The organism is Clostridium frigidicarnis (genome assembly GCF_900111985.1).
GTDB lineage: Bacteria > Bacillota > Clostridia > Clostridiales > Clostridiaceae > Clostridium_Z > Clostridium_Z frigidicarnis.
Map to the genome: position 1 here is coordinate 19434 of NZ_FOKI01000021.1, position 19110 is coordinate 38543.

At 27.6% G+C, this 19110-nt stretch carries 14 protein-coding genes; 1 reads left to right on the forward strand and 13 read right to left on the reverse strand.

The window, feature by feature from the left end; all coding sequences use genetic code 11:
- Nucleotides 1-2: 2 nt before the first annotated feature.
- The 3 genes from BM119_RS12555 to BM119_RS12565 form a co-directional block, all read right to left on the reverse strand.
- On the reverse strand, nt 3-908 hold the full coding sequence (locus BM119_RS12555) for a trans-4-hydroxy-L-proline dehydratase activase (protein ID WP_090041948.1): 906 nt from the start codon (nt 906-908) through the stop codon (nt 3-5).
- Nucleotides 909-1101: 193 nt separating this feature from the next.
- Nucleotides 1102-2544: a sigma-54 interaction domain-containing protein gene (locus tag BM119_RS12560; RefSeq protein ID WP_090041951.1), complete on the reverse strand. Its 1443-nt coding sequence runs from the start codon at nt 2542-2544 to the stop codon at nt 1102-1104.
- A gap of 76 nt (nt 2545-2620) precedes the next feature.
- On the reverse strand, nt 2621-3409 hold the full coding sequence (locus BM119_RS12565) for a hypothetical protein (protein ID WP_090041953.1): 789 nt from the start codon (nt 3407-3409) through the stop codon (nt 2621-2623).
- 71 nt (nt 3410-3480) lie between these two features.
- On the opposite strand from BM119_RS12565, the gene BM119_RS12570 reads away from it, so the two are divergent.
- Complete coding sequence (locus BM119_RS12570) at nt 3481-3792, forward strand: replication initiation protein (RefSeq protein WP_090041955.1); 312 nt, start codon at nt 3481-3483, stop codon at nt 3790-3792.
- 76 nt (nt 3793-3868) lie between these two features.
- Here BM119_RS12570 and BM119_RS12575 read toward each other — a convergent pair whose 3' ends face one another.
- From BM119_RS12575 to BM119_RS12620, 10 genes are all read right to left on the reverse strand, one after another.
- Nucleotides 3869-4753, reverse strand: coding sequence for an ADP-ribosylglycohydrolase family protein (locus BM119_RS12575; RefSeq protein WP_090041957.1), 885 nt, complete (start codon nt 4751-4753; stop codon nt 3869-3871).
- 279 nt (nt 4754-5032) lie between these two features.
- A complete protein-coding gene (locus tag BM119_RS12580) occupies nt 5033-6100 on the reverse strand; it encodes a mannose-1-phosphate guanylyltransferase (RefSeq protein ID WP_090041958.1) in 1068 nt (355 codons plus the stop codon).
- Between the two features lie 755 nt (nt 6101-6855).
- Complete coding sequence (locus BM119_RS12585; RefSeq protein WP_242948427.1) at nt 6856-8193, reverse strand: APC family permease; 1338 nt, start codon at nt 8191-8193, stop codon at nt 6856-6858.
- A gap of 620 nt (nt 8194-8813) precedes the next feature.
- Nucleotides 8814-10592 carry a M3 family oligoendopeptidase gene (locus tag BM119_RS12590; RefSeq protein ID WP_242948428.1) on the reverse strand — a complete coding sequence of 593 codons (1779 nt, stop codon included), beginning with the start codon at nt 10590-10592 and terminating at the stop codon, nt 8814-8816.
- Nucleotides 10593-11199: 607 nt separating this feature from the next.
- Nucleotides 11200-12288, reverse strand: a complete 1089-nt coding sequence (locus BM119_RS12595; protein WP_090041960.1) for a DUF871 domain-containing protein — start codon at nt 12286-12288, stop codon at nt 11200-11202.
- A gap of 156 nt (nt 12289-12444) precedes the next feature.
- On the reverse strand, nt 12445-12744 hold the full coding sequence (locus tag BM119_RS12600; RefSeq protein ID WP_090041962.1) for a PTS sugar transporter subunit IIA: 300 nt from the start codon (nt 12742-12744) through the stop codon (nt 12445-12447).
- 34 nt (nt 12745-12778) lie between these two features.
- On the reverse strand, nt 12779-14074 hold the full coding sequence (locus tag BM119_RS12605; RefSeq protein WP_090041964.1) for a PTS sugar transporter subunit IIC: 1296 nt from the start codon (nt 14072-14074) through the stop codon (nt 12779-12781).
- Between the two features lie 69 nt (nt 14075-14143).
- A complete protein-coding gene (locus tag BM119_RS12610; RefSeq protein ID WP_090041966.1) occupies nt 14144-14455 on the reverse strand; it encodes a PTS sugar transporter subunit IIB in 312 nt (103 codons plus the stop codon).
- Between the two features lie 290 nt (nt 14456-14745).
- Nucleotides 14746-17481 (reverse strand): sigma-54-dependent transcriptional regulator, encoded by a 2736-nt coding sequence (locus BM119_RS12615; RefSeq protein WP_090041967.1) that lies wholly within the window; start codon nt 17479-17481, stop codon nt 14746-14748.
- A gap of 108 nt (nt 17482-17589) precedes the next feature.
- Entirely contained in the window at nt 17590-18978 is a 1389-nt protein-coding gene (locus tag BM119_RS12620) for an aldehyde dehydrogenase (protein WP_090041969.1), read from the reverse strand.
- Between the last annotated feature and the right edge of the window lie 132 nt (nt 18979-19110).

The following is a 19110-nucleotide window of genomic DNA, read 5'->3' on the forward strand; positions in this document are numbered from 1 at the left end:
ATTTACCCCCCAATTTTAACTTTAAAGCCCTCGTTTTCAAAGATTTTTTTTATTTCTTCCATTTTTTCATCACTTGGAACATTTATATTTGTAAGTTCATATTTTTTATTAAGCCTTCTATACTTTTCACTTGATATATTATGATAAGGAAGAAGATTTATTTGTTCAAATACACCAATATTTTTTAATGTAGTTATAAAATCATCTATATCCTTATTGCCATCATTAATAGTAGGTATTATAGGTATTCTAATAAAAACTCTTTTATTTAAATTCTTTAAAGCCTTTAGATTATTTAAAATTATTTCATTAGATACACCTATATACTTCTTATGCTTTTCATTATCTATAATCTTTAAATCATATAAAAATAAATCCACATATGTTGCTATATCCTCTATTAATTCCTTATTCCCAAAGCCGCTTGTATCAACAATTGTATTTATACCTTTATTTTTACATTTTATTAATAATGTCTTTAAAAATTCACCTTGTGAAAGTGGCTCACCTCCTGAAAATGTAACTCCGCCACCAGACTCATCATAAAAAATTTTATCTTTAAGAATTTCTTTTAATACATCATCACAAGATTTTTCTTCTCCAACCATTGACCTTGCAGTTGTTGGGCATTCTTCACAGCAATCTCCACATATATTACATTTATCCCTGTTAATTTTTATACTATTTTCTTCAAAGTATAATGCATTATTTTTACAAATTTTTAAACAAAATCCACATTCTATGCATTTATCTTTAAAAAACATAACCTCTTTGTTAAAATTTTGGCTTTCTGGATTATGGCACCACTGACATTTTAATGGACACCCCTTAAAAAATACTGTGGTCCTTATTCCTGGTCCATCATGTATAGAATACTTTTGTATATTAAAGATATTTCCTTTCATAATAACTCTCCCCCTTTGTATACCATTAAATAAAGCAAGTAGTATGCCATTATGTAATGTTTATGTATAGTTAAAATTTCTACACAATCAATACTATTTTAAAGCATTTATAATTCTTCTATTTTGCTAATAATTTATCAAAAATAATAATGTCCCAAATATAATACTATTTTGTATTATACTTGGGACATTGACCTTATTTTAATACTACATATTTTTCTATATTATATTTTTTTATTTTATTCTGAAGTGTCTGTTTTGGTATTTTCAAATTTCTTGCTGCCTTAGAATAATTTCCGCTACTTTCTTTTATAGCATTTTTTATTATGTTTTTCTCATAATTATCCATAGCCAAAGGTAATCCTATTTCATAAACCATATTGGCACTATTCTCATCTTTATGGTTTTTATTATTATAATAAACACTCACACCATAATTACAATTATCCATAAATATTGATTCAGTATTTATAAAATTTCCTTCAGTCCAATTCATAGCTCTCTCTATAACATTTTCTAACTCTCGTACATTTCCTGGCCATTCATATTCTTCTAACACTTTTAGTGCACTTTCCTCTATCCCATTAATATATTTATTTAATCTATGATTATATTTTTCTATAAAGTGATCTACCAATATAGATATATCATCTCGTCTTTTTCTTAATGGAGGAATTTCAAAATATATTACATTTAGCCTATAGTATAAATCTCTTCTTAATCTACCTAAGTTAACCAAATCAATAGGTTTTTCATTAGTTGAAGCTATTATTCTAATATTTATTTTTTTATTTTCTTTTCCACCTATCCTTCTAAATTCGCCTTCCTGTATAACTCTTAGTAGCTTTGATTGAAGTTGTACATCCATAGAATTTATCTCATCTAAAAATAAAGTTCCTCCATTTACAAGTTCCAATAAACCTGCTCTATCTTTAGCCCCTGTGTAACACCCATCTTCAGTTCCAAACAATATAGATTCCAATAAATTTTCAGGTATAGCAGCACAGTTTTGCGCTATAAATGGATATTTATTCCTTGCAAAATCTTCATTATGAATGGATTGGACTAATAACTCTTTTCCTGTTCCTGTTTCTCCGTAAACTAAAATAGGCGATGAACTTTTACATATTTTCTTTGCCATATTTATAAGTTTTATCATATCATTATTCTTGGCTATGATATCTGAAAATCTATATTTAGCACCATTTTTATTATTTACTTTATCTACTTTTAGTCTTTCTTTATTAATATTTTCTTGGAGCACTAACACCTTTTCAGAAAGTTCACTAACCAAAGTTAAATCTTTAAAAATTTCAAATACACCTACAAATTCATTATTTTCAAAAATAGGTATAGTTGATGTAACAATATATACTATTTTTCCTAAATTATTTTTATATTTTTGAACCTTTTCTATAATTGGTTTCTTTTTCTTTAATACATAATAAAAAGAACTTGTCTCTTCTGTCAAATAAGGAAATACATCTAGTATGTTTTTTCCTACTGGATTCTTATCTTTAATACCTGTTATATTATTTTTTGATTCCTTGTAAAAGGTTATATTTCCTTTTGTATCAGTAACTATTATTCCCTCATCTGAATTATCAATAAATGTTTCTAAAATTATTTTGTAATTCAATATAACCTCAACTCCTATATACTTATCTTATTCTTAACTTAATTCTATAAGAATGTTCCAAACCCTTTAATAATCATTACTTCCTTGGTAAATCCGTATTTATAATACTAGCTCTCAATCCATCAATTAAAATCCAACTATTGCAGCTACTTCTAGCAACTAATTCTTCTTTTATTGGATTTATTACTATAAAAATTTTAATTAGATTTGGATTTAACATTAGATCTTTTGATAATGATATTTTACTTTTAGGGTTAAATAAATATTTAATTATAAATACGTGATTATATGCTATAAAAGATGAATCTATCCCTTCTCTATTACTCTCATATTCTATACTTGGAAACAATCTTATCTTTTGTTCATTATCCATATCAAAATAACTTAGTTTTAAAAATTCATCCATACTACTCTTTATAATTTCTTTTCTATTTTCTGAAAAAATAAAATAATTATTTTTATCATCAAATTCTCTAAGACCCTTTAATACTAATGCCGTAACTCTTCTTATCTCATCTATATTTCTTCTTTTCCCCAAAGTGTTTAAATCAATTTTTCTTCTATATAACAAATCATACTTATATTTATCTATAAGAACTATATAATTTTTTATTTTCTCTATAGCAAAAAGTATATTTCCAAATATAGTTCCGTAACTTATGATCAATGTTAAATCATATTCACTTTCTTTATCTATTTTCAAGAACTCATCTTGACTTTCATCTAAGATTAAGGATACAGTGCATATATCTCCATATAAAATAAATACATCATCTTCCTTAGAGTAGCAGAACTTTATTTTATGGCACTTCAAAGCTTCTTTTAATATATCTTCTTTTAAATATTCATTTATTTTCTTGCCCATAAAAATATCCTCCTTAAGCTATTATTTTTAATGTATAATATAATTAATTTAATTATTGAGTGGTGATAAAAATGAATAAAAAAATTATACGAAGAAAATCAAATTCATCAAATATTTTTACTCCTGAATTTAAATCTATATATGGAAAACTTTTATTTTTTCATCTTAAACCTCATATTAATGAGAGTGAGTATTGCATATCATTAGAAACTTTAAAAAATGTATTATTAGCTCCTACACTTTCATATGTATACTCTAATTTAAAAATTAAGGTTCTTGATAGAATTATTCAAGAATTTTCTTCTATAAATAGCCCCATACTATTTACTTATGAAGTTATTGAAGAAAATAACACTTGTTTGATAAAATTTATTTTTATCTAACATTCATGTAAAAGCTACCATATGAAAAAAATTCGTTCTATTAACCAAAATGGCGTACATAATTAGTACGCCATTTTTAATTTACAACTCTATTTAATTGTTCTCCAATAATTATTAGCTTATCCCTTATTAATATTTTATCTATCCACCTATCCGGTAATGCATTAAAGCCATAATAAACACCTGCCAAACCACCTGCCATTGATCCTACTGTATCAGATTCACCATATAAATTTACTGCTTCACATATTATATTTTCGCAATTATTTTCGTTGATAAAGCAATAAAGAGAACTTATAAGTGTATTGGTAACATCACCATAAGGTTTCAATTGATTTTTATTCATAGTTAAAACCTTTTGATATTTTTCATATTTTTTCAAAACTTCTTTTAAAGCTTCCATTTTCTCCTCACCATGAAAATATTTATATATTAACGAGTTGTAAATTATACAAGCTTCCTCAGCTTGTCTGCTTTGATGTGTCATGTAGGATTGCCTAGATGTTACTCCAATCATTTCATTAAAATTTTCATATGAAATAGCTATAGGTAAACATCTTTTTAAGCTTCCACTTCCATTAGTTTTACCATTTAAACTTTCATAAGTTTTAAGCGAAGCTTCTGACCAATTTCCATATAGTTTGAATTTTTCTATACTCAACTGATCTGTTATTCCTATATCCTTAGGATTTTCATCATACCATTTTAAAAGTTGTTTTCCTATAAATTCAATTGGATTACTTTTATCTTGTAATATTCCTTCTGCAACAGCTATAGTCATCATGGTATCATCAGTTACTTCTCCTGGTTTCAGCCTCATAACTCCTCCACCAATTATATTATTCAAGTATCCAAAATTACATTCACCTGTCTTTTTGTCTATAAATTGCAGTGTAGCCCCCAAAGCATCCCCACATGCAACTCCAAATAAAGCTCCAAGGATTTTATCTTTCTTATCCATTTAGACCTCCGAAACTTACTTTCACTTATATTATATTAATTTTTTCGTTAAAATTGACAAAATTCAATTATTATAAGTAGTTTATTAATATTTGCAATATATAAGTTCTAATTAATAAGATTCATAATTTGCTAAATTACATTGTTATGAATTACTAAAATTGCACTTTAAAATCAAATGAATAAAATTTTTTAGAACACATATCTATTAAAGATAGCTAGATTATATATTTACTTTTAATAAGGTACATGAAAGTAAATATATTCTAGCTATCTTTAATTAACTATATTCTCTATAATCTTTTGAATCTTTTATATTATTAAATAGATGCTTTATATCCTGATCCTTTGATTTATCCATAATTAATAGAACATCTCCTCCATCAACTATGACTAAATCCTTTATTCCTAAGCCTATTATAAGTTTTTCTTTTCCAAAAATAGCACAATTCTCACTTTGATCTAAATATACATTATCTGAAACAAAATTATTATCATCTTCTTTTAGAAATCTTTTAAGTGAGTTAAAGCTTCCTATATCATCCCAAACAAATTCTGCTTTTATCACATATGCTTTTCTTGTCCTCTGCATTATGCCATAATCAACTGATATTCCTTCTATTAGTTCATACTGTTCTCTTATTACTTCAGTTTCGTTCTCCTGGCCAATACTTTGATATATCTTCATTAGTCTCTCATTTAACTTTGGTATATATTTACTTGCTTCTCTTAAAAATTCTGAAGCTTTCCATATAAACATTCCTGAATTCCAAAGATAATCACCACTTAAAATAAAATCTTTTGCTACCTCTAAATTAGGTTTTTCTGTGAATCTATTAACTTTAAAGGTAGGTATATCCCCTTTATATCTGTCCCCTACCTGAATATATCCATATCCTGTTTCCGCTCTTGTTGGCGTAATACCTATTGTTATAAGTGCTCTTCTTGTACTTGCTATTTCAATTCCTTGCCTTAATGTTTGGATAAATTGAATTTCACCTTCTATATAATGATCCGAAGGTAATACAACCATAACTGCCTCACTGTCCTTTTTCAGAAGTTTAACAGCTGATAGACCTATGCATGTGGCAGTTTCTTTATTAGCAGGTTCTACGAAGATATTATCTTCACTAATCTCAGGTAGCTCTTCTTTGATTTGGTCAAAGTACTCTTCATTAGTCACAATATAAATATTCTCAACTGGAATAAGAGGTTTTATCCTTTCTACAGTATTTCTTAAAAAACTTTTGTTATTTATCGTTTTTAGAAATTGTTTAGGATGATTTGATCTAGAAAGTGGATATAATCTAGTTCCTTTTCCACCGGCTAATATTAGTGCATAAATCAAAAAAATCCACTCCATATATTGTTACAATTTCATAATATGTCCCAAAATTGTATTATGTGCAATATTATTTCCAAAACTCATATATTTTCTATGACTATTAAGGCACATGAAGGAAAATAAATATAACTTATTTATGTATAATATTTTTTATATTGGTAATAATTATATATGTAATCCCCCATTTAAATTAAACATATAAGTCATATTGTGTAGCTTTGCTACTATCAATATGACTTATACTATTTTTACAGAACGAACGTGGCTCCGTCACGTTATAATTGACAATTGAAAGTTGTTGTTGAAAATCACAGATTTTCTTTGATAAGATTTTTTTATTTTAGAAATTTTCTTAAGAAGATTTCATTCAAAATTGTCAATTGTAATTTCTCAAATTTAAATTCAAGGACCCTTAACTCTGGGTTTTATCAGCATTTTAGGATTGAAAATTTCTATAAATTCCTATACATGAACAAGGTATCTACACTATTTTTAAGTAATAAGTTTCCAATGGCAAGTTGAGGTTTAAAACTACAGATTTTCTTAAAAAGCATTTCTTATTTCACAAATTTATCCGCAAATTCAAAATCTATAATATTCTATAGCATAAAAAATCAGATATAAGCATACTGTATTATGCTTATATCCGATTTAAGGTACATGAAAGAAAATAACAAGTCAAATATACTAGCATACTGACTTGTTATTTTCTTGAATGCGCCTAATTATATTGTTTATTTAAGAAATATTTAACTACTTTAAAATAATATTTTATTTTTTATCTTTACTACTTTTTCCTTTCTTTTAACGATAAAATAAACTGGCAATCCTAACAAGGTTATAATTACACCAGTTATGGCATTTGTTGGACTTGTTATTAATGTATTAACCAGCACAAATCCTCCACCAATCAGTCCTATAAGTGGTACTATTGGATAAAACGGCACTTTATATGTTCCTTGCAAGTCTGGACGTTTATTTCTTAATATAAAAACTCCAAATATGCCAAGTAAAAAAAATATCCAAAGAGAAAATATCACAAGTTCAGTTAACATTTCAAATGAACCAGTTACTATATACATTATTCCCATAGTACTTGATACTATTAAAGAATATATAGGTATAACGTCTTTTCCGTATACCTTTGTTAATTTATCTTTAAAGGGAAATAAATTATTTTCTGCCATAGCATAAGGCACTCTTGATCCAGCCATATATTCTCCATTCAATGCTCCAAAGACTGATACTAATATTCCTAAGGCTATAAATGTAGATGCTATATCCCCAAATAATACTGTAGCAGCATCTTCTGCAACCTTTTCTGATGCTATTAGCATTTCAAATGGCAATACCCTGGATAAAGCAAAATTAAATAAAACATAAACTAATATAACTATTGATAATCCTATTAATATAGCTCTTGGTACATTTTTTCTTGGGTTATCAATTTCTCCTGCTAATGTAGCAACACCAATCCATCCATCATATGCCCATAAAGTTGCTAGTAGTGCACTTCCAAATCCACTTACTGTTGTATGTACTGTAGATGCTGTAGCTACGCTCCTTAAGCTGTTATTTTTAAGCAAAGCAAATCCTATAATTAAAAGTAATGGTATAAGTTTTCCTATAGTAACTAAAATTTGCATTTTCCCAACAGCCTTCGAAGCAAATATATTAACAAATGCTAAACAAAATATAAGTGTTACTGCAAAAATTTTTATATATGTATGTCCTATTGGTAATAAACTCGATAATTGATCTATTAAAATTATTGCACAGGCTGCAACAGTACCTGGAGATGATATGGTAACTTGTACCCATCCAAATAAAAACCCTATTTTTTCTCCATAAAGCTCTTTGAGATATACAAAAAGCCCTCCTGTTTTAGGCATTGCAGAAGCTATTTCTGCTATTGTAAGACCTGCACATATAGTTATTATTCCACCTAAAATCCAAGCTAGAATTCCTGTTGTTACATTATTAGAACTTTTAAACACAGTAGTCGCTTTAAAAAACACTCCAGATCCTATAACCATTCCAACAACAAATGATATACCTTCTTTTAATCCTAGCTTCTTAGTTAATGTTTTTTCCACATATCATCCTTCCTCTCACTGAATGTTTATTTATACAGATGAATTATATAGCATGTACATTGTAAATTCAATTATTTTCTCCAAATTTTATTGTTTTATATAAAATTACCTCTTAAAGTGCCTATATTATAATTTAAACCCACTATTCTTTCATAATCCAATCATATCTTAATATAACTACCTTACTTGTTTTTTAAAATCATTTAAAATAGTTTGAAATACTGTATGTTTATGCAAATATTCATTCAGTTGAAAGTAACTTGTAATTATATGAAGTGCTTCTTAATGTTATACCCAGAATAGTTAAAAGTCTCAGATTTTCTCCTTCATTCTCAATCTCTTTAACCCTGGGTTTTATCAACATTTTGGGATTAAAATTTTTTATATTTACCTTCTCTTCTTAATCTATACTAACTTTATTTAATCTTTAATTACTATATATTATTCTTATATAATTTTAGATATAAAAATAAGATAAGTTATAAGAATTTATAACTTATCTTACTCTAATTTCTAATCTACTATTAAGATCAACCTACTCTAAATTATTCAACCTTACTCCATAATTCATATCTCTCAATTTTTACTCCCGTAAAATTTCCACTGGTCACTTATCACTTTTACTTTATTTCTAAGAACTTATCAATTGTTTTATTTACAATTTCCATTGAATCTCTCCAAAACTTCTTACTATGAAGATCTATACCTGCATACTTACCAACATCGTAAACATTAGCCTTTCCTGTAAGTCTTAATATATTATCATATTTTAATACAAAGTCTTTACCATCTTTTAAATATTCACTGTATAATCCCTTTGAAAATAATAGTCCAAAAGCATAAGGAAAATTATAAAAGTTTCTTTCTGCATAATAATAGTGAACTTTGTGTATCCACGCATATGGATCAAATGTGTTCTCTTCTATAGCATCCCCATAAGCTTCCTTTTGTGCCCAAATCATAAGGTCTTTTATCTCATTTACAGATAAATCACCTTGTTTTCTTTTATTAAAAAATTCTTTTTCGAATAAAAATCTTGCATATATATCAACTATAACTGTACTTGCATTTGTAAGCTCTGCATCTAAAATAGATATAGTTTCTTCTTTATTTGCTTCCTTTAATGCAGCATTAACAATTAATGTTTCCGCAAATATTGATGCTGTTTCTGCTAATGGCATGGTATAGCTTGTATTTAATATGCTTTCCTTACTTAATACATATCCATGATATGCATGACCTAATTCATGGGCTAAAGTGTTTACATTTTTAAAATTTCCATTAAATGATGATAATATCCTACTTTGCCCTATACAATGTAGATTTGAACAAAATGCCCCACCTCTTTTGCCACCTCTTTGCTCAGCATCTATCCATCTGTTTTCAAATGCTGTTTTAGCTAATTCGCCCATATTTCTAGAAAATGATGAGAAGTGCTTAACTATAAATTCCATTGCACCTTCATAAGTATATTTTTTATTATTTTTACCTACTGGTGCTAATCTATCATATATTGGCATTTTACCTTCATTTCCCAATAATTTAGATTTCTTTAAAAAATATTCTCTAAACTTAGGTAAACTTTCTTCAATAACTTGTAACATATTATTTAAGATTTCTTCATCCATTCTTGAATCTATTAATGTTTTTTCTAAGGGAGATGAATATCCCTTAATATCACATAAAGTTAATACCTCACCCTTTAATCCATTTAATGATGCTGCCACTCCAATTTCTATATTCCTATTACTTTCTAATTCTGAATAAAATGCCTTCTCTCTCTCATTTTTATCTTTGCTATATAATAGGTTTTTTACTTCATTTATACTTTTTCTTTGTATTCCTTGACCTAGGTCAATTTCAACCATATGATTAGCTGTAAGCTCATTTCTAAGATTCATCCACGAATTAGAACCTGTTAAAGACATTTTTGATAATATAATTTCCTTGTGTTCACTCAGCATATGACTTTCTTTTTTTATCATTTCTTTTATTATAAATTTATGTTCTTCTATAATACTACTTTGTTTAATTATTTCATCTATACCATTAATCTTACTAATCCATTTCGTAAATTTAACATTAACTTTAGTCATATTACTCATTATATTATTTACTTTACTCATTTCTTTTTTAGCTATATCATTTGATGAATCCGCTGAGTTTTTCAATCGAGAATATGCTGAAATTTTTCCTGATACTTTTCTTAATTTAATATTATAAGCTATAAACATTTCTATTTTTTCTTTTGAATTATCTAATGATTTAAGTTCTTTTTCTTCCCATTTTTCTACCTCATCAAAAAGTTCTTTCAGTTTAAGTAAATCATCTAAATATTCCTTTGATTCAAATCCACTATAAAGCTCACTTAAACTCCAATTCATATCTAACTTTTTCAAATTAATTCCCCCCATTTATCTCATAGCTGCAACATACAGCACTCTAATTCTCTTAGAAGTTGAAGATTCACAGATACTATGCCACATTTTAATTTTAAATTTAGAAATTACAATTATGATTAAAAATCACAGGATTTCTAATAAGATTTATTCTATATTATTTAATAAAATTATATCATCAAATTTACAGATTTTATTTTACATTCAACACAGATATTTAAAGTTCATATCAGATTAAGGCACATTCAAAAAATAACAAGTCAGTATGCTAGTCTATTTAGTGTCATACTGCGTCAGCAATATTAGCCCATAGCCTGTGCTATGAACGAATATCACCTCCTTGTCTGGCACGAAATATACATGGCATCTTTGACTTGTTATTTTCTTTTATGTGCCTAAATTTATTAAAAGAACAAAAGTGGCTATGACATTTTTTAGTGATAAGTTATAAGTTGCAATTTGTCACTGATTTAAGCTTTCCAGATTCAACTTGCAGCAAAAAAGTACTGTACTATACATTATTTAAGTTTTGGAGGTTATCCACGAATTTAGATTAATCGTAAAATAATACAAAAATCACCTTAACTAAATAAGGTGATTTTTTATTTTAATATTCCTTAAGTCTAAATTTAGACCATGGCTCCAAATAATCTAATAAAAACAATTCGTTATCATCAATTTTCCCTACAACATTTGTCTTACCTGAATTGTCCATATCCTTTAAAGCTATTTGAAGTTCTCCCGCATATCTTGAATATAAATTAGACTCTATTAGGATGTCTCCTCGTTTTATTTCAGGAGTGTTAAATACAGGAAAATTATGTCCTTTATATTTAACTCTACTTTGAGTGGAACGTATCATATACTCAGACACATCTCCCCTATTAAAGTGAAATTCCTCAAGAACAATCTTCTTTTCAAGTTTTGGAATATCCTTTACTAAATTTACTTTTAGCTCCAATATATCTTTATTTATTTTGCTTAAACTACTTAGTTCTTCTTCTGATGCAAACATATTTGCTATTATTACATCATCTATAAGACCTGTTGCAAATAAATGTTTACACTGAATATCTATAGGTAATTCTCTATGGCTTTCTAGTGTACATAACCCCTCACTTACTGGCCATGGTCCAAATTTTGCGCTATTTGAATTGATAAATGCTGCAGACCTTATACCCAAATTCTTAAACTCCTTTGAACATTTTATCAAATGATCATAGGAAAGTCCTGTATACCTATGAGGATAAAAATTATGGCACCCTAATAAGTTCTCTGGATTTGCTTTATATGATATTATATTATCAATAAATTTTGTACCATTACTCATATTAAATTCTATTTTAAATTCATTATCATTATAGCTCATAATAGACTCTTCAAGTCCTGTAAAGCCTATATCCAATCTAATGCCATGTAATCCTATTTCTTTAAAAAAGCTTAAATCTTTATATGTTATTCCTAATTTTTTAAAAACTTGTGGTTCAACATCTGCTATAACCATCATATCTAACTTATTTGCAAAATATGTTATTTCTTTAAACTCATTTATAATTTCATCAATACTTTTATCTTCATGGGATATTAAACAAGTAAAAATTCTTTTAAATCCATATTTAGCAGCTTTATTTATATATTCTTTTATTTCATCTAATGCTCCATTTCCCGGATATATAGATATTCCCAATGTTTTCATCATTAATCCCCCTTTACTTTTTAAAAATGGCTATGCAATTTTTTAGTGACAAGTTGAGAGTGACAAGTGGCAAGTTGTCACTAATTAAATCATTGATTCTTTTAGACATTAAAATTGAATCCTGATGAGAAACACTCATCAGGATTTATTACTTTTTCATCTTATTCTTTTATAAATCTCTACAAATTCTTCTGCTAAATCTTTTACGGTTATTGTTGACATTAAATGGTCTTGAGCATGAATTAGTAATAATGAAAATTCAGCTTTATTTCCATTTGCTTCAGCTTGTATTAGTGTGGTCTGTGCATTATGTGCAAGTATTAATTTATCAGCTGATTCTTCTAAAAGACATTTTGCTTTTTCATAATCACCAGACTTAGCACTTTGAATTGCTTCCATGGCGCAGCTTCTTGCATCCCCACTGTGCATAATTAATTGTAATATAATCTCTTCCATGCTCCAACACTCCTTTACTTTTTCAAATGTTTTTTTATTGACTTAATCCATCATCTACTACAACTTTTTCATCATGTCCCATAAATACAAATGGTAAATATATTACTATAGAAATTACTAAATTAATAGCTGCTAAAATTCCTCCTGATATTGAATTAGTTGCTAAAGCTGCTCCTATAACTGGAGGCATTGTCCAGTGAGGTGCCATAATTGTTAACGGAACTAATCCTGATGTCATTGCAAAATAAGTTACTAATACTAATATTATTGGTGTTATTAAAAATGGTATTATTAATATTGGATTTAATACTATTGGCATACCAAATAACACTGGTTCATTAATATTAAATATTCCTGGTGCTGATGATAATCCTGAAACTGTTTTGTACTGTTCCATTAAAGCTGACTTTTTCTTTTTAGATGCTATGAATACCGCTATAAGAAGTCCTAAAGTTGCTCCTGTTCCTCCTAAATATATAAAATTATCAAAGAAAGCAGGTGTAATAATTTGGTCTGGTAATTGTCCATTTTGGACAAGTTTCATGTTTTGCTCCATAGCTGGTTGATATAATGCTGTTGTTATTGGTAATAATATATTAGCTCCATGTAACCCAAAGAACCATAATAAATGTATTAAAAATGCTATTAATATAGTTGTTCCTAGTCCCTGAGCCATACCTTGAAGTGGCTGTTGTATAGCATCATATACCAATTGATGTAAACTTGAAACCCCAATAGTTACTAGTAAACATTTTAATAAGGAAAATACTATTAAAACTATTACTCCAGGTAATAGTGCTGCAAATGACCTAGATACTGCTGGTGGTACTGAATCTGGCATTTTTATATTTAATTTTTTATTCCTTAATAATCTTACAAACATTTCAGTTGCTATTATTGACATTATCATAGCAACAAATAAACCAGTTGCTCCTGCAAACTCAAAGAATTTTGTTTTATCATATAACATAAATAAAGCTGCAAATGAAGTAATAGATGCCGCTAATGCATCTGACTCATATGATTTAGCTAAATTATAGCTTAATGCTATGCATAATACTAAGGACATAATTCCATAAGATGCATCCCAAAGATAACTTCCAAAGCTTGTAAAATGAGCTGTTTCTCCTGTTACCCCAAAGATATTTCTCATTAAAGTTTGATATCCTGGTATTTGTAAATTATTAACTAAAATTCCAAAGGCTCCAACTAAAATTAAAGGCATGATTGCTACAAATCCATCACGTATTGCCACAAGATGTCTTTGGTTACCTATTTTGGCTGCTACAGGCACAAAATATTTTTCAAAGAACGCAATAATTTTTTTCATAAAATCCCCTCCCATTTTAAATTAATCTATATTAAAGTAATCTTTAATATTCATAAAATACATAACCCTTTATATTTTTTCCCCTAATAAATTAAGTGCAAATTTTAAAACTTTTTCTCCATTCATCATTCCATAATCCATAGTATTAATAACCTCTACAGGAGCTCTACCCTTTAGTTGTTCTTTAACCTTTGGCAATATAAACCTTACTTGTGGTCCAAGCAGAACAACATCAACATCATTTACATGGTTTTTAAACTCTGCTTCTGAAACTGCATTTATATTGATTTCAATTCCAAGATTTTCTGCTGCTTTTGTCATTTTAGTAACTAAAAGACTTGTAGACATCCCAGCGCTACATACTAACATAATCTTTTTCATATACATTCCCCCAATAAATTACTATTTTTATATTCACACTTATATTAATAGCAATTGTAATGCCAATTAAATAGTATTTTAAACTATTTTCCCATTTAATTTATTTTTTGTATATTCGCTTATAGTAAAGCCCCTAAGAGCTTTTTTCTTTTATATAAAACAAAAAAGTAGTGTGAAATAAATTTACACACTACTTTTTTTATTAATTTACACACTAATTTTTTTTACACTATAATATTAGAAAGATTCAAAAAAATAACAAGTCACTATTCTAGTATACTTCATGTGCCTTATTCTTTTTCTGTAACCATCCTTACAAGATGTGCTAAGTCCTGTTCTCCTACTAAAATATTATATTTTACTTCTATATCCCTAATACACTGTCTTATGAATATAAATTCCTTTTTAAATCTATCTTTATAATCATTTATATTGTTAAAAGACGGTTCTGTTTGACCTTTTTTTATTCTATCTACCATAAAACAAATATGCATTATTATACCTGATTCAATATCTTTATCTAATTTTGTATTCAAAAACTCTTCTATTCTCTTTACACTTCTTCGTATATCATCTACTAACATATCTATATTATCAACTTCTATATGATTTCTTAAAGCATTTTTTATATTTATATAAATTTCTTCTAAATTTATTATTGAATTTATTGTTTTTATGCCTGACCCTGTTAATATATCCGGTGCAGGTATAAATGGTACATTGCTTATTTTTACATTAACTGTTCCAACTATAGCTATTAAATTATATTCATCTCTATACTTATCAACTTGCATCAAAAAATCTTTTTTATCCAAAATATTTAATGGTATTATTTCAACTACATCTGTAGAATCAATTTGGGAGTATATTATTTCTTTTAATCGTTCAGATGCACCCTCTCCTGTAAAACAAGCTGTAATTACAAGCATTTTCTTACTATCTCTTCTCTCTATTGGAATCTGCATTCCATACCTGCATAATGCTGTACATGCTTCATATATACTGTTTAAATCTCTACCTAATAGTGCTTTTCTTGTAGCCTCTAAAACTACAGGGGTACTCACCATATCAACAGTTTTTATATTTATCCCTATTTCCTCTTTTATCATGTCTCCAAAATTAGTTAAAGAACCCATATCAACTAAAAGTAATATTCCTTTTTCATTGTTTAATTTTAATACTTTTTTCTTAAATAACTCATACATTTCCTGAGCTTTCATACTTAATGGCATATCTAAGCTTTGAGCATGATTTTCTCCTATAAGCGAATTAACCACATTAGTCATACTACTAGCCGTTGAATTTCCATGCATTATAACTAATATAGCCACCTTATTCTCCTCTTCATAATCAATATCATAAGGTGTAGATGACAAAAACATTGTTAAATATCCAATCTCATCTAAAGGTACTGTTATATTAAAAGTCTTATCAATTATACTTGCAAATTCCATAGCAAGTATAAATTCATCTGGATATTGAGATCTTATAAGATTTAATTTAGGATGATAGACTTTATGCCCTTGTTTTATCCTCTCTATACTTCCTTGCAAATGCAATGATAACCCAAAATAAACTTTATCATCGAAATTTCTTTTAAGCTTATGCTCAGCTAAGGTTAACATTTTATCTACTAAATTTACTATATTTACATCAACAATTTTACATAATTCCTCTCTTCCAATTGTATGTGGTAGATCTTTTATATACTTTTTAAAAAACCTTTCAATATCTATATTTAGTATTTCATTTATTTCTTCTTCTCCTAATCCTTGTTCTTTCAATGTTCTTAATTTATCATCTATATAATCATAAAAATGTTGTTGTACATTATATTTATCTTCATCTTCTAATGTAGTTAAAATTATATTATCATCTCTATAATAAAATCTTAAAATATCTCCTTTATTATTTAATAAAGTTTCTACCTCATCCCTATAGTCCTGTATTTTCATAAGTCCCTTTTTTACACCATTGTGTAAATCTGATTGATCTATAAGTACATAACTCTTAGAATTAGTCCTATAACTTAAAAATCCCTTTGCACATGCTAATTGTATATCACTTTTAAGTTGTCCAATATTGCTTGGACAATCATATAATAAAAATGATATCAATGCATTTTTATTTATATATATACTTTTTCCTAATCTTTTTGATTCTGCTTTTATAAAATCTTCTAAAAGATAATATCTTTCTCTTAAGCTTCTTTCTCTAAGAGCCGGTAATGTTATAGTCATTGGAATTCTTCTTGTGAATGTTTTTAATAGATATGATTGAGGTTCTTCTGTAGTGGCTGCTATTATTTGCGCTTCAACCTTTATAACTTTTTCTGTTTCACCTAATGGTCTAAAAGTTCCCTTATCTATATAAGTAAATAACATTTCTTGACCTTGTGGAGATAACCTGTGAACTTCATCTAAAAACAATATACCTTTATCTGCTTTTTTTAGTAATCCATCTTTATCTAAATCTGCACCTGTGTAAGCACCTTTTTTCACCCCAAATATTTGTGCTACTACTAATTGTGGATTATCTGCATAATCAGCACAATTAAATCTTATAAAAGGTGCATCTTTCTTTAACATGCCCCCCTCTATTGAGAATTTATACATAAGTTCTGCAAACATTGACTTTCCTACACCTGTTTCCCCTAAAATTAATGTATGCAAACCTCTAGGTGGATATATTATGGCTGCTTTTGCCTGTTGTATTTGGACCTGTAAACTTAACTTTGCACCAACCATTAAGTCCAAACTACTTTTCAAAGTCCTTATTTTACCAATATTTTCTTTTTTGTCGTCAACTACAACTTTATGTTTATTGTCATTTAAAATAGGTCTATATAATACAGGTCTTCCACTTACCTTTTCTACTCTGTTTTCTTTGAACAATTGATTTAAATATCTACTAACATTAGACCTATCTATGTTTAAATGCTTACTCAATTGAAGGGCTGAAAGAGGTTTGTTTAATTCATTAGTTAGCTCTATTAAACCATAATAAATTTCATCTAACCTTGACATTATTACACCAACTTATTTTTTATAATATTTTTTGAATGTGCCTTAATTCATTATATTACCTTTTCTTTACTTAATATACAAAATCCTTCAAACTTATGTTATTGTTTTTTACATAATTTTTTTTAACCACTTAAGTTTATCTTTAAATGGTGGATATCTAAATGCTATATCAATTAAGTTACTCTTCTTTACTATAGACCTGTAATGCGTAAACACATCGAATGATCCTTTACCATGATACGCTCCCATTCCACTCTCACCTACACCACCAAATGTTATGTGAGATGACGCTACATGTATTACTGTATCATTTATACAGCCACCTCCTGAAGTAGTTCTATTTAATACATACTCTTGACTTTGTTTATTTTTAGAAAAATAATATAATGCTAGTGGTTTAGGTTTATCTTGTAATATATTTATAACATCTTCTATACTTATAAATTCTAATACTGGCATTATTGGTCCAAAAATCTCATCCTGCATTATTTTACAATCCCAATCTATATTATCTATAAGGGTTGGTGATATAAACTTTTCTTCTTTTTTAAAATTACCACCACAAATTATATTTCCTTCATCTAAATATGATACTAATCTATTATATTGCTTATCAGTTATTATTCTTGGAAAATCCTTACTTTCCATTGCATTGTCCCCATAGAAATCCTTAATAACAAATTTCATCTTTTCAAGCAAACTATTTTTAACATCTTTATGCACTAATAAATAATCCGGTGCCACGCATGTTTGTCCTGCATTTAAAAATTTTCCCCAAACTATTCTTCTTGCTGCTATATCTAAATCAGCATCATAGTCTACTATACAAGGGCTCTTACCTCCTAGTTCTAAAGTAATAGGCGTCAAATATTTAGATGCATTCTCCATTATTATTTTCCCAACAGGCACACTTCCTGTAAAGAATATATAATCATATTTTTCCTTTAATAATTGTGATATTTCTTCACGTCCACCATAAGGTTCAACAACTGCTACAAACTTTTCTTCAAAAGTATCTGTTATTATTTTTTCAATCACTTTTGTAACGTTTATAGAATATGCAGATGGTTTTATCATTGAACAATTTCCTGCTGCAATTGCCCCTATAAGTGGAGCCATGGTAAGTTGAAATGGATAATTCCAAGGTGACATTATCAAAACGACTCCATAAGGTTCTGGATATACATAACTTGACGATATAAAATGCATAATTGATGTTCTTTTTTTCTTAGGCTTTGCCCATGATTTTAATTTTTTTATTGCTAAATTAAGTTCTTCAAGCACAAGTCCTATTTCTGTTTCATAAGATTCAAACTGCGATTTTTTTAAATCCTTCCATAATGCTTCACATATAATATTTTCATTGATTTCAATTGCATTCTTTAATCTTTTTAACATATCTATTCTAAAATCTATAGATAAGGTTTTTCCTTGGTTATAAAAACATTTTTGTTTCTCTATAATAACTTTAAACTCCAATTTCAACACCTCTATCATAAAATTATAATCACTTATCAATAACTTTATGCCATATAATCATAAAAATCAAAAACAATTTATGAAAGTTACCAACACTTGTGAATAACTGAATAGTTTTATATTTCAAACAATATGTATATAATAACAATT